Here is a 13,580-nt window from a genome sequence, read left to right on the forward strand (position 1 = left end):
ATTAATTTTCTTCCAAACGAAATGGTTTTGGTTTAGCTTGAAACAATATCAAAGTACATTTTGCATCAAATAAAGAAGTATTTGGAGTGAATTTTGGCTTTTGCAACACTTCATTATGTGCAATTATTTCACATCCTTTAACCAAGAATAACGGTGTAATATGCTTATGAATCCGCTCCAGAACCCTTAGCAGATCTAGATCCGACACCAACCCCATCGTTAAATGCAATTGCGTATAATAAAAAATATTTTTATTCAATTTAAGATGAGCAACATCGCTCTTTACCAACTGCCTTTCAGCATCAAACTGAAAGTTGAACGGCACTAGATTTAATTGCGTTTTAATTTTCAATAACTCATCTGTCCATTTAACTCTATCTTGCTGATAAACCAATCCTTCATTTAAGAATGTCTGATATTTCTCACCATAGCTATGGAACAATTGCGCCTGAGATCTTAAAAACTTAATTTGTTTAAGCAAGTTTTTAAGATGCCGTTCACTCAAATTATTATCATGCTGCAACCCCTTCTGATATTGGAATAGGCCATAATTTAACCCACCAAATCCTAACAATAAAATAAGCAAAATAAATGCTGGCTTTTGCACATATTGTCGAAATAAGTTATCAGCAAGGTTTAACTTCATTACCTTCTCCCAATCACTAGAGTCATTTGAAAGGGTAACGCATTCATAGCTTTATCTGCAGCACCTGAAATTAATAATGTCTTCTTCAAACTACGATCTAAAGGTTCTTTCGTTAAAGTGACGCTTTTAACTTCTGGTTGAGAATTAAAGTCTTTCACCAATTCATCAACCCACTTAACGGGCATCTCATAAGCATCATGAAAAGGAAATACCCAGCCTTTAAGAGTGATGGAAATCAATGGCGAGTCAAAAGTATTGACTTTTTTCCATCTCAATACAGAAAGCGCGATATGGCTGTGACGGCTTAACACATTACTAAGCAATGACATATCAAAGCCAGCTATATTGTGGAGTTTAAGCTTTAAAAGTGATTCTGAAAATTCTACCGATGCTTTAATATCTTCCGCATCATATTGCAGATCAACAGAGTTTTGTAACCGGTTTCTTTCTTGATGATTCTGTTCAATTTGAGCATCCATTTGCTGACGCTTATGATTTAATAAATAGCCATTAATACCCAAGGTCACGGCATAGTAACTGGATAATAAAAACACCAAAACAGATAGTCCTAACAACCAGTTTTTAAGTTTGCACAAGAATAAAATTTTATCGACTAACCGGTTTCTATAAAATGATTTTGGTCGTGATTTTTGTAAATAAATCGCCAAAAAATCCAACGTGCTATATAAAGAGTCGTCCCAACGACGTGTGTTAGTAATAGCGTAAATATCTGAAGCGACAATAAAGAAATTACTTGGCTCCCACTTAGTTAAAGCGACCTTTTCCAAATACTCATTCGTCACATCTTCTTCATCATGACCATGTGAATTGATATAAACAAAGCTAACTTCAGAATTAAGAGGAATAATTTTCTGGTTATATAAATATTTAACAGCAATTTGCGCCTCATGAATCAAGGCTGTATTAATAGCCTGGTCACCTTCCAACTCTTCATCTAGTTCAATACGTCGGCTAATATTCAATCGTGCAAAGTTGAAGAATATCTGCCTGAAATTAACCCGAGATTCGCGAAAAACCAACATCATCGGTTTCTCTAAATCTTGTTTAGACAAATCCAACGCAGGAACGAGCTTTGTTAAAAAGAAACTTTCTAATAAAAAAGAATACGAATAAAGTGCTTTAACCGAAATTTCTGCTTCTTCAAACAGATTAAACAAAGCCTCAATCTGAACATTCCCAAACACACTGGAAATCATTAATGCTTGCTCTTCACGCCCTTCTTCACTTTGTCGATAGAAAGAAAGCCAGCTTAAACGAACTAACATCGCTCCTTCTGAATACGCTTTGCTCTCGAGCCTTTTTTCATAAGCCCGCTTCTCCCATGGCAGAAGCTTGGCAACCCAATGTAATTGATGCGCATCATCAACAAAATCAAATATAACACCGACACTTTGTTGCGATGGCAAAGCGCCCACTAATGTTTCAATTCTGTCCCAATCATGCCATGCAAGATTTACCGCTCCATCTTGATGCCGCAAAGTCTTGTGAACATCAATTAGCGTAAGACCACTTTCATTTATATATAAAAGTTTATCCATTATTGCACCCTGGAGATGGTGTCATAAACAGGCCCAAGAACTGCCATCATTACCCAGCCAACCATAAATGCCATAATAACGGTTAAGATAGGTTCTATTGATGGCTCGATTTTCTCAATCGTTTCCTTCGCCTCAGCATCATAAAAATCACTAACATTTTTTAATGCCTGATCCATATTTCCACTCAACTCACCGACTTTTACCATACGTATTGCCATAGGCGGAAACACTTGAGCTAGAGTAAAGGCTTCATTGATTGGCACACCATCTTCAATCAAGCGAATAGCTCTTTCCATTTTTTGCGCCAAGTAAGTATTTCCAGCTACATTTGCCGACATTCGCATACTATCTGTAAAGCTCATTCCAGCAGCATACATAATCGCTAATGAATTCGCTATACGTGCAATTTTTAACTTATAAATTACTGGGCCTATGACTTTAATTTTAAAAATCATTGCATCAAGTTTTAATCTAAAAGATGGCGACTTTTTCAACAAATAACGCATACCTAGCCATATAAAAAAAGGAAGCAACAAAATAGCAATAATATTGTCATTAACAAAACTGGAAGTTGCTAACAGTGATTTAGTGGCAAAACCAAGCTCTCCTCCCATTTCTTTTACAAAACCAAGCACTTCTGGAACAACGAACACCATCATCAACATCAAGACGCCGAGTACAACAGTACCCACAATAGAAGGATAAATCATGACTTTTTTTGCTTTAGAGCTTAAGTTCTCTTCCCATTTCAACATGTCTTCCAAGTTACTCAAAATGAGCTCCAGCTGCCCAGTCTGTTCACCAATTGCAACCAATGCGATATAAACCTTACCAAACTCTTTTTCATAAGCTGATAGAGCTTCTGAAAAACTCTCTCCCCCCTCCATCGCCTCATAAATTGAAGACAACATTTCTTTTACAGCATCATTTTCGTATGACTTTCTTAAGTCATCAATAATGTCCATTAAAGGAACACCAGCTTTTAAAAGTTGGCGAAATTGCATCGTGATTATAATCACGTCTCGACGCTGTATACGCTTTCTCACAACCTTAGAAAAAAATCCTTTAGACGGAATGCTGTAAGAAATAAGTTCAATTTTGGAAAGCTTTAGTCTTTGCTCTAGATCTTGAGGGTTTGCCGCTTGCATATCACCACCAACGCGCTTCCCAAAACGGTTCACCCCGCTATAACGATAATCTTGCATAAGTTAAACCAACTCCGTCAAATCAACAACACGGCTAATTTCTTCTAAAGTTGTGTCTCCAGAAAGCACCCATTTAAGTGAATTTTGCAATAAAGGACGAAAACCTTGGGAAATGGCTGTTTCAAGAATCTGATGCTGAGAAGCTCTCTGCAAAACTAACTCATCTAACGCATCATTAAATCGCAATGTTTCTGTAATCGCAATTCGCCCCTTATATCCCATTCCTCCGCAGCTATCACAACCTTGAGAGTGATACAGCACAACTTCTTCATCGGGTTTTAGGCCAAGAATTTCTTTTTCAAACAGTTCTGGTTGGTAGGGTGTTTTACAATTTGGGCAAAGTTTTCGAACGAGACGCTGCCCCAATATTCCAATAAGGTTACCTGATAGAATTGATGGTTTAACACCAATGTCAAACAAACGGGGTATAGCACCGATCGCAGAGTTCGTATGTAAGGTTGCAAAAACCTGATGCCCTGTCATCGCAGCTCTAAGAGCCATCTCAGCGGTTTCAGCATCACGTATCTCACCGATAAGAATAATATCTGGATCTTGCCTTAACAAGGCTCGCACACCTGCTGCGAATGTCATCCCGATATCTTCATTGATAGAGGTTTGCCGGATCATCGCCATTGGGTATTCAACAGGGTCCTCCAGCGTCATTGTATTCACGCCTTCGTGGTTAATCTCATTCAACATGGAATAGAGCGTTGTGGTTTTACCCGATCCTGTTGGCCCTGTAACCAACATAATCCCAGTCGGCCTCGACATCATCAACTTTAAATCTTGATAGCTAGCTGAGTCTAGACCTAGGCTATCTAGAGGCACAATCCCCTTTTCTCTATCTAGAATCCTTAGTACAAAATTTTCTCCATCTGTACCAGGTAAAGACGATACCCTGAAATCAATCTTACGACCATGCACGACCAAATCCATATGACCATCTTGCGGCATTCTCTGGTCTGTTAAATCCAACTTGGCCATGACCTTTAAACGAACAACCAAGCTTGACCAGATTGATTTATGAAAAAGCCTGATGGTCGTTAATACACCATCAATACGATAACGAACCCGAATGTAATGTTGCTCTGGTTCAAAATGAATATCTGAAGCACTTCTTTTCACCGCATCCGTTAAGATCGCGTCAACCAATCTAACCATTGGCTGAGAGTATTCATCCTTTTGAGCAACCGAATAAACGTCTACTTGACCAGTTTCCAGTTCTCTAAGAATCCCATCAATTGACAGTTCATAGCCATAATAATGGTCAATTGCATGCTGAATATCCGTTTCAGAAACAAGCACTGGTGTAATACGAATATCGCTTTTTATGTGACGCTTAAGCTTATCCATCAACAAAATGTCATCCGGACTTGCCATTGCAATTTTTAATCGATCATCAGTAACACTAACTGGCATAACCATATGACTACGCGCGAAAGACTCAGATACCAATGTCAATGCATGAGAATCAGGAACCACCCCCTTTAACGTCATTGAGGTGTAACCAACTACTTCACCAAGAATATCTCGCGACTCTTCTTCAGTCAAAAAGCCTAGCTCGATCAAAACTTCACCAAGCTTTCTTCCAGTCAATTTTTGTTCAGTCAGCGCAATACGCAACTGGTCTGAAGAAATCACACCATCAAGAACAAGTTTGTCACCTAAGCGTACCTGTTGTGCCAAAGATCACTTCTCCTTACTGAGAAACTGTTTTATAACCAATACACGTTTTTTAACACTGTCTGTATCGAACAACGGCGAATTTACAGGCGACTTTACAAGTGCCTCCTTGTAATACCGCTTGGCTAAGCGATACTCTCCAAGTTGGTCAAGACTCACTGCCAAATTGAGTGCATAAATCGCCTGATTAGGTTGATGTTGATAAGCCTTAAAATAATAGGACTGTGCAGATACCCAGTCTTTCCGCTTTGCATAAATATTACCCAAAGCAAAAGTGACAGTAGAATCTTCAGGGTTGATTTCAGCCATTTGCTTCAAGTCATCTAATGTTTGTTGTCCTGCATTTTCTGCTGACTTTATACCAAGTATCGCCTTTTGCGCTAATTGATTATTAGGTTCTAATTTTAGTACTTGCTGATAATAAGCTAAGGCTCTATTTTTCTCACCTTGCTTAATGGACACTGCTCCCAACCCGAAAAGGGCAGCAACATTACCCGGTTCTTCTTTATAGGCTTGCTGATAATAGGTCTCAGCCTTACGCCAATCATTTTTCTGGTATGCTTTATATGCTAAAGAAACCTTACTTACTTGCGTTTGGCTCGCTATCTTCAAGTTTTTAGTCTGGGCTGAAGCAATGTTTTTTGCTCTAGTATGATGTTCAGATGTTTCAGCCTTTGGTATTTTTGTCGTTTTTTGCTTAATGACTTTTTTAGTATCAACCTCATTATTCATTGCCTTTGGCTTCAAAGCTTCATTTTGCTCTGCTGTAGAAGAATCAACCACCTCTGTTTTCGGCTCTTGTGATTGCTCTTCTTTCTTTTCAGCCAAGATTTCTTTTTCTGAAGACACCAAAAATGAGGGCTCTGATTGGTTCGATGTTTGATAATGTTGCATATCCTTATCAATAGCCGCTGCCTGCTGATCAAAATAGATCATTGCATAATAGGCAAACCCAAGGATGACCAAAACACTACCCATAAGATATAGACGCCATTTTTTAGGGGACTGTGTCTTTTTATGAGAAAAATGGGGCAAGATCAAACGCGTTTTTTCTTGTTGTGTCTTTGTAACACCGTAATTTTGATACCCAGGAATTTGCTCTAAGCTCCAATCATTTTCTTCTTGGAAAGCCTCTTTTTTTTCTGCTAGTGCTGCTGTTTCTGGCGCCTCATCCTCAACCGGAGGTGTCGCTTGCACTTCATCAAACACAACTGATTCCGGCTTTTTCTCTGATGATGCTACTTCTGGCACATCCATACTGGAAACTGCCAGTCGCGTTTCCAAGTCATCCACTGTCAAGGGAGCTGCTTGAGCACTATCTTCCAGACGTAATTCGTTCTTATCCTCATCTTGCGAATCATCAATAACATTTGATACATCTTTCTGTTCTTGGCTTTTATCTTGAAAATCGTTTGTGCGTGTTTCCTCTGCAATTGCTCCCTCTTCAACGATTAACGGTTTTGGAAAAGAACCAGCAACCGATGGCGTTTCATTTTCTGTTTGAACTAGAGGTACTATAGGAGCTTCAGGTTTGGCATCAATAGATTTTGAAGTACTCTCAACAACATATTCTTCAACAGCTGGCGGTTCGAGTAAGGTGTTTTGATCGACTTTGTCAGAAACGAGCGCCTCCACACGTGAAAGCGCTTTATCTTGAGGAGCGTTTTCTTCAACATTTAATTCTCCCGCCTGTTTTTTCTTTTCTTCGGCGGCTTTTTTTAAGGCCTCAAGTAATACACTCATCTCTAATTTTTCTTAGTCCGAAGAAAATTTCTCACAGACTTTAAATCGCCATTGTCAATATCTGGGTTATCAATAATAATCGGGCGAATAAAAATAATTAACTCTGTCTTTTTAACTGTATCATCACGATAAGTAAAAAGGTCTCCCACCCAAGGAATAGCACTCAAAAAAGGAACACCTTGTCTTTGGTTGTCATGTGTATCCTGAATCAAACCACCAATAATCGCAGTTTGTTTATTTCGCAGTTTTAGAACGGAATCCATCTCTCTTTCTTGAACAACGGGTATTTTGCTTGTAACAGAAGCGTTTGCTAAATTAGGGTTTGGATCGTTCACATAGTCAACAATTCTTGATAATGTCGGTCTTATATTAATAGAGATTTTGCCGTCATCCGAAATAAATGGCGTCATATTCATCATAAAGCCAACGGGAACGGTATGTACCGTAGTAGTAAAAGTAGTACTTCCTGGACCAGAACTGGTCAATGTGGTATTTGATTCAACCGTAAAATACACTTGGTTCTTAACAACTTTCAACATAGCCGACTGGTTATTCATTGCCATTATTTTAGGACTAGAAAGAACCTTTGTTTTCCCAAACTGCTGCAACATCCGAAGATTAAATGCCCCACTGCCTAAGTTCAGGGTTAATGCTTGCACAGGATTAGGCGCGATAAAGTTTGTTCCTATAGTTGTTTGACTAGCCGTGTTATTACCCGCAACTGCAGACCAGTCTACCCCAGCCTGATACTGATCATTCAACTCCACTTCAACAACTGTCGCTTCTATCAACACTTGTTTTGATGTGCGATGAACTACGCCATCAAGATAGTGTGCTATTTTTCTGTGTCTGGCACGAGTGGTATAAACCGAAACCAATCCCGCCTCCTTATTAACGACGACATTTGCAGGCGCTTTTAACTGAATATCCATCCTAGAACTTGTATTGGCTCCAGAAGTATTGGCTGAAGTATTAGCAGCACTATTATTAGTACTAAGTCTTTGTGACTGGGAATTATTGCTGCCGTTTTGTATATGAACACTCTTAGTCACCTCTGCCCCTAACTGAGCCATAGACGTAATATTGTTAACTAGTGTCCCCCAAAAATCGTTATCAGAAGTGACATTCATTTTGAATTCACTGACTTGTGCATTATTAGTGTTCGTACCATTGCCAATATCACCAACAGACATTTTCATCACAGTCGAATCCCTGACCTGTTTGCTGACATTAACGTAATTGACCTTATAAGTGTGCCAATAAGGTAAATCAGCCCGAATACTAATCATCCCATCTTTCAAATCATAAACTGCACCAACCTGCTGTGTTACACGCTGCAAAATTGCTTTCAATGGCTGCTTAACCGCATTAATTGTGACCAAGCCTGTGACATCGTTCGAAAGATCAAGTTGCATTTTGGCATCAACAGACAAGTGATAGAGTAAATCAGCAACAGGCACCTGAATTGCCGATACGCTATATAAACGTTTCACTTCGCCAGTGTCTGGATTAACATTAATGGCTTGCACCCCAACCAAACTGGGGATTGGAGCTGATTCAGCTTGTTTTTTTACCACATCATCCAAAGTATCTTTAGGTGTTAAATGTCCCTTCAAATCGAAATCTTTCGAAACAGGAGGAGCAATCGGTTCTCTTTTTACACTTTGTGATGAAGTGCAGGCCTGCAAACCAAATAATAAAAACAAAAGCGTAAATAACTTAATTTTCATAATTCATTTCTTTTATATAGTTTATTAACTGTCTAATAGATAATAAACGCGGTTGTAACTGAGGCAAATTCTGCGAAACCAATGTTTTCAATTCTACTAATGCCGAGTCAGATAAAGAAGATGCATCATAAAATGTTAGTACCTCAAAACGATTAATTTGAGGCTTTAGGTTTAACAACACGTAAACCTTGTTTTTCTGCTCAGCCCCTAATAATGACATAACCTTAGTATAAAGGAACGGAAACTGATTTAAGCTAGTACGAGAAAAAAGTAATAATCTTTGACTAGACTGCTGTCCTTGAACAAACGAAACAGCCGTCATATTCAACCGATAAAGCTGCTTGATAACTTTCAAGTCCGCGTGCGTTTTTTCGGATAGTTCCAGTTTTGTCATAGACTTTGATGCTGGCGGTGGTGCTATAGTCTTCGAGACAGAATTTAGATTATCTTTAGAATAAAGGTCCTTGTACAAAATAGAACCGACTCCACCCAAAACAACCATCAAGGTGACCACCACAACCATGAACTTAAATATGGCTAGAACATTGTTTACTGCTGACTCCGAAGAACCGTAGCCAATCATTTTGAAATGTTTTTTCTTAACCTTATTCTCTCCATGACTGAAAGCAGACATCAACAATTTATCTGCCAATAGATTAATCGCTCTAGGAAAGCCACCCGTAATTTGCCAAACTCGTTTTGCCACTGAAGAATCAAATACATCCTGCTCCAGCCTACCGGCAACACGCATTCGATAGTTTAGGTACATCAGCACCTCTGCTGGATTCAGCGCAGGTAACATCAACTCACTCGCTATGCGATCTTTAAGAGGCTTTATTCTGACATCATTTAACGTCGCATCCAATTCAGGCTGACCAAATAACACTATTTGCAACAACTTGTCAGTTTCAGTTTCCAAATTCCCTAGCAAACGTACCTCTTCCAAGACATCTAGCGTCATAGCCTGCGCTTCATCCACCAACATCACCACACGCTGACCTTTAGAGTAAACCTCTATTAAGTGCGTTTGAAGTCGTTTTACCAAATCGTGTTTGGTATCTGTTGAATCATAGGAAATTTGTAGTTCGCTACAAATGAATTTCAAAAAATCGATTGGAGATAAATTTGGAGAAGATATATAGATTTTCTGATAGTGAGCAGGAAGCTTTTCGGCAAGCATTCGCAAAATCATTGTTTTGCCAATACCAACGTCACCCACAACTTTTACAATACCATCGCCACGAAGAATTGAGTACAACAAGGCGTCAGTTATTTCTTCTCTAGAGGCTTGCTTGTAAAAATAAGACAAATCCGGTGAGATTTTAAAAGGAAGTTCTTTCAGGCCAAAAAAAGATCGATACATGCGTCCATTACAACTTAAGAAAGAGATATTATGGCCAGATAAAATCAAACCCATAATAGTTATATTTTATACGCCAATTTACCCTAAACTGGATAGGCTTTCAATCCTTCTTTCTATCTGAACCAAATTAACTTAGCTTTAGAAGCTTTAGGTATAAAAAAACCGCCATAAGGCGGTTTTAACAATACTCTTAAAACAAAAAAAGTATTGATTAGTTCTTATCCTGATCAACGATTTTGTTCGCTGCAATCCAAGGCATCATACCACGTAGTTTATTACCAACTACTTCGATACCATGTTCAGCATTCAAACGACGTTGCGCAGTCATAGAAGGATAGTTTGATTGACCTTCTAGAATGAACTTCTTAGCGTACTCACCAGTTTGAATATCTTTTAGTGCTGCACGCATCGCTGCACGAGACTCATCATTGATTACACGAGGACCTGTAACATACTCACCATACTCAGCGTTATTAGAGATAGAGTAATTCATGTTCGCGATACCACCTTCGAACATCAAGTCAACGATCAACTTCAACTCGTGCAAACACTCAAAGTAAGCCATCTCAGGCGCATAACCAGCTTCAACCAAAGTATCGAAGCCAGCTTTAACTAGCTCAACTGCACCACCACATAGAACGGCTTGCTCACCAAACAAATCAGTTTCACACTCATCACGGAAAGTAGTTTCGATAATACCAGTACGACCACCACCAACACCGCTAGCATATGAAAGCGCGATATCTTTTGCACGGCCTGAAGCATCTTGCTCAACAGCGATCAAATCTGGAATACCACCACCACGAACAAACTCAGAACGCACAGTGTGGCCTGGTGCTTTAGGTGCAATCATAATTACATCTAAATCTTTACGTGGCTCAATTTGGTTATAGATGATTGCAAAACCATGAGCAAAAGCTAAAACAGCACCCTGCTTGATGTTCGGCTCAATTTCTTCTTTATAAAGAACTGACTGAAACTCATCTGGCGTCAAAATCATAACGACATCAGCATTTGCAACTGCTGTTGCAACATCAGCAGTTTTTAAACCATAACCTTCTGCTTTTTTGACTGATGAAGATCCAGCACGTAAACCAACGGTTACGTCAACACCAGAATCTTTCAAGTTAGCTGCGTGTGCATGACCTTGTGAACCAAAACCAATAATCGCAACTTTCATACCTTGGATAATCGACAAATCACAATCTTTATCGTAATAAACTTGCATTGTTTTTCCTTAACTTACTAAATATTAAAATTTTATAAATGATGGTAAATCTTACAGGTGTAAAGACTTCTCACCACGCATCAGACCAACTACACCGGAACGTACCGTTTCAACGATAATATCTTGTTCCAACGCTTCGATAAACGCGTCTAATTTCTGACTTTCACCAACCAACTGAACTGAATAAATATTGGCCGTAACATCAACAATTGTGCCACGGAAAATATCAGCCAACCGCTTAACCTCTTCTCGCATAGCGCCGGTCGCTTTGACTTTCACCAACATTAATTCACGTTCAATATGAGATCCTTCGGTAATATCAACAACCTTGATCACATCAACCAAACGGTTTAAATGCTTAACAATTTGTTCAATCTGATAGTCATTACCGTAGGAAACCAACGTCAAACGAGAAATAGAACCATCTTCAGTTGGTGCAACTGTTAGTGTTTGAATATTGTAACCACGAGCAGAAAACAAACCTGCAACACGAGATAGCGCACCAGATTCATTTTCCATCAACATTGAAATAATATGTTTCATTTTATCACCCCTATACCAAGATCATTTCATCTAGTCCGGCACCAGCAGGAACCATTGGGTAAACGTTTTCCTGCTGGTCGGTGATAATATCTACAAATACCAATTTATCTTTGTACTTGTCTGAGAAAACTTCTTCAAGCTGTGACCTCATGGTTTCTGGATTATCGATACGAACACCAGCATGCCCATAAGCTTCTGACAGTTTGACAAAATCTGGCAACGAATCCATATATGACATCGAATAACGTCTGTCATAGAAGAACTCTTGCCACTGTCTAACCATTCCCAAGAAACCATTATTCAAACAAATAATTTTAATTGGCAAACCATATTGCAAACAGGTAGAAAGCTCTTGAATGTTCATCTGAACAGACCCTTCACCCGTTACACAAACAACTGTCGCATCAGGATATGCAGCCTGCACACCCATTGCTGCTGGCAAACCAAATCCCATCGTGCCCAGACCTCCAGAATTAATCCAGCGTCTAGGTTTATTGAAACGATAGTATTGTGCCGCAAACATTTGGTGTTGACCAACATCAGAGGTAACGTAAGCATCTCCATTAGTCACTTCCCAAACGGCTTGCATTGCTGCCTGAGGTTTAATCTTATTACCAGTTTGCTCATAGCGTAAACAATCCGTCGCACGCCATTCATTGATTTGCGCCCACCAAGCCGCTATGGCTTCAGCGTTAGCTTCACCAATATTGTTCTTACTCAGTAAGTTCAGCATTTCACTAAGAACTTGCTTTACTGGGCCAACAATTGGAATATCTACTGCGACATTTTTTGAAATAGACGCTGGATCGATATCAATGTGAATGACTTTTGCATCAGGACAGAACTTCTCAAGGTTGCCCGTAACACGGTCATCAAAACGAGAGCCAATTGCAATAATCAAATCAGAGTTATGCATCGCCAAGTTAGCTTCATAGGTACCGTGCATTCCCAGCATTCCAACAAATTGAGAATCATTGGCTGGATAAGCACCCAACCCCATCAAAGTATTGGTTACCGGAAAGTTCAACTTACGAGCGAGGTCTGTTAGCTCCTGAGAAGCATTCCCTAAAACAACACCACCACCGGTATATAAAATCGGTCTTTCTGCCGCCGCCATCATTTCAATGGCTTTTTTAATCTGTCCACTATGGCCTTTCGTTACAGGTACGTAGGAGCGCAAACTAACTTCTTGTGGATATTCATAGGTGCTTTTGGCGTTTTGTACATCTTTCGGAATATCAACGACAACAGGCCCTGGTCGACCTGTCGTGGCGATGTAAAATGCTTTTTTGAGCGTCATCGCTAGATCATTGACATCCTTGACCAAGAAGTTGTGTTTGACGATAGGTCTTGTAATCCCAACAGTATCGATTTCCTGGAACGCATCCAGGCCAATCAAAGCTGTAGGAACCTGTCCGGTAATAACAACCATAGGAATTGAATCCATAAATGCCGTCGCGATTCCCGTAACGGTATTGGTTGCACCCGGACCAGAAGTTACAAGCGTCACTCCTGGTTTACCTGTAGAACGAGCATAGCCATCCGCAGCATGTACGGCAGCCTGTTCATGACGCACCAAAACATGTTTCAGTTTTTTTGCATCAGTATCAAGAGCATCATAGATAGGCAAAGCTGCACCACCAGGATACCCCCAAATAAGTTCTACACCCTCATCTTCTAGATAATGTACTAGAATCTGAGCACCAGTTAATTCCACAACAACGGTCCTCCATAATAAAAAGCATCCCTACCTACTTTTAATGCAGGTTATGCAAAGTTAAGCAAGGCACTTTTTAACTAAAAAATTTTTCGAATTAATTCTTACAAGATTTTGTGTAAGAAAAGTACAAGATTATATAACAAAATCTTATAACAAGAAA

10 protein-coding genes are annotated in these 13,580 nt (G+C 39.4%); all 10 read right to left on the minus strand.

What is annotated here, in order from left to right; genetic code table 11:
- Position 1 precedes the first annotated feature (1 nt).
- The 10 genes from N745_RS0107570 to N745_RS0107615 all read right to left on the minus strand — a co-directional run bounded on the left by N745_RS0107570 (position 2) and on the right by N745_RS0107615 (position 13,417).
- Positions 2 to 646: a hypothetical protein gene (locus N745_RS0107570; protein WP_024851522.1), complete on the minus strand. Its 645-nt coding sequence runs from the start codon at positions 644 to 646 to the stop codon at positions 2 to 4.
- Entirely contained in the window at positions 646 to 2,205 is a 1,560-nt protein-coding gene (locus N745_RS0107575; protein WP_024851523.1) for a hypothetical protein, read from the minus strand. The genes N745_RS0107570 and N745_RS0107575 overlap by 1 nt, the downstream gene beginning before the upstream one ends.
- Entirely contained in the window at positions 2,205 to 3,410 is a 1,206-nt protein-coding gene (locus N745_RS0107580) for a type II secretion system F family protein (RefSeq protein WP_024851524.1), read from the minus strand. The genes N745_RS0107575 and N745_RS0107580 overlap by 1 nt, the downstream gene beginning before the upstream one ends.
- Positions 3,411 to 3,413: 3 nt before the next feature.
- The gene (locus N745_RS0107585; protein ID WP_024851525.1) at positions 3,414 to 5,096 is read right to left on the minus strand and encodes a GspE/PulE family protein; all 1,683 of its coding nucleotides are present in this window, start codon (positions 5,094 to 5,096) and stop codon (positions 3,414 to 3,416) included.
- Between the two features lie 3 nt (positions 5,097 to 5,099).
- A complete protein-coding gene (locus N745_RS12285) occupies positions 5,100 to 6,836 on the minus strand; it encodes a tetratricopeptide repeat protein (RefSeq protein ID WP_024851526.1) in 1,737 nt (578 codons plus the stop codon).
- A gap of 2 nt (positions 6,837 to 6,838) precedes the next feature.
- Complete coding sequence (gene mshL, locus N745_RS0107595; RefSeq protein WP_024851527.1) at positions 6,839 to 8,566, minus strand: pilus (MSHA type) biogenesis protein MshL; 1,728 nt, start codon at positions 8,564 to 8,566, stop codon at positions 6,839 to 6,841.
- Positions 8,556 to 9,983 carry an ExeA family protein gene (locus tag N745_RS12290; protein ID WP_051453391.1) on the minus strand — a complete coding sequence of 476 codons (1,428 nt, stop codon included), beginning with the start codon at positions 9,981 to 9,983 and terminating at the stop codon, positions 8,556 to 8,558. Before N745_RS12290 ends, mshL begins: the two co-directional genes overlap by 11 nt.
- A gap of 157 nt (positions 9,984 to 10,140) precedes the next feature.
- Complete coding sequence (ilvC, locus tag N745_RS0107605; protein ID WP_024851529.1) at positions 10,141 to 11,157, minus strand: ketol-acid reductoisomerase; 1,017 nt, start codon at positions 11,155 to 11,157, stop codon at positions 10,141 to 10,143.
- 51 nt (positions 11,158 to 11,208) lie between these two features.
- Positions 11,209 to 11,700 carry an acetolactate synthase small subunit gene (ilvN, locus tag N745_RS0107610; RefSeq protein ID WP_024851530.1) on the minus strand — a complete coding sequence of 164 codons (492 nt, stop codon included), beginning with the start codon at positions 11,698 to 11,700 and terminating at the stop codon, positions 11,209 to 11,211.
- 10 nt (positions 11,701 to 11,710) lie between these two features.
- Positions 11,711 to 13,417, minus strand: coding sequence for an acetolactate synthase 3 large subunit (locus N745_RS0107615; protein ID WP_024851531.1), 1,707 nt, complete (start codon positions 13,415 to 13,417; stop codon positions 11,711 to 11,713).
- Positions 13,418 to 13,580 lie beyond the last annotated feature (163 nt).

This window comes from Hydrogenovibrio kuenenii DSM 12350 (genome assembly GCF_000526715.1).
GTDB lineage: Bacteria > Pseudomonadota > Gammaproteobacteria > Thiomicrospirales > Thiomicrospiraceae > Hydrogenovibrio > Hydrogenovibrio kuenenii.

Coding starts and splice junctions, on each gene's coding strand:
- N745_RS12290 (WP_051453391.1), bottom strand. CDS start 9,983: ATGGGTTTGATTTTATCTGGCCATAATATCTCTTTCTTAAGTTGTAAT.
- N745_RS0107570 (WP_024851522.1), bottom strand. CDS start 646: ATGAAGTTAAACCTTGCTGATAACTTATTTCGACAATATGTGCAAAAG.
- N745_RS0107580 (WP_024851524.1), bottom strand. CDS start 3,410: ATGCAAGATTATCGTTATAGCGGGGTGAACCGTTTTGGGAAGCGCGTT.
- ilvN (WP_024851530.1), bottom strand. CDS start 11,700: ATGAAACATATTATTTCAATGTTGATGGAAAATGAATCTGGTGCGCTA.
- N745_RS12285 (WP_024851526.1), bottom strand. CDS start 6,836: ATGAGTGTATTACTTGAGGCCTTAAAAAAAGCCGCCGAAGAAAAGAAA.
- N745_RS0107575 (WP_024851523.1), bottom strand. CDS start 2,205: ATGGATAAACTTTTATATATAAATGAAAGTGGTCTTACGCTAATTGAT.
- ilvC (WP_024851529.1), bottom strand. CDS start 11,157: ATGCAAGTTTATTACGATAAAGATTGTGATTTGTCGATTATCCAAGGT.
- mshL (WP_024851527.1), bottom strand. CDS start 8,566: ATGAAAATTAAGTTATTTACGCTTTTGTTTTTATTATTTGGTTTGCAG.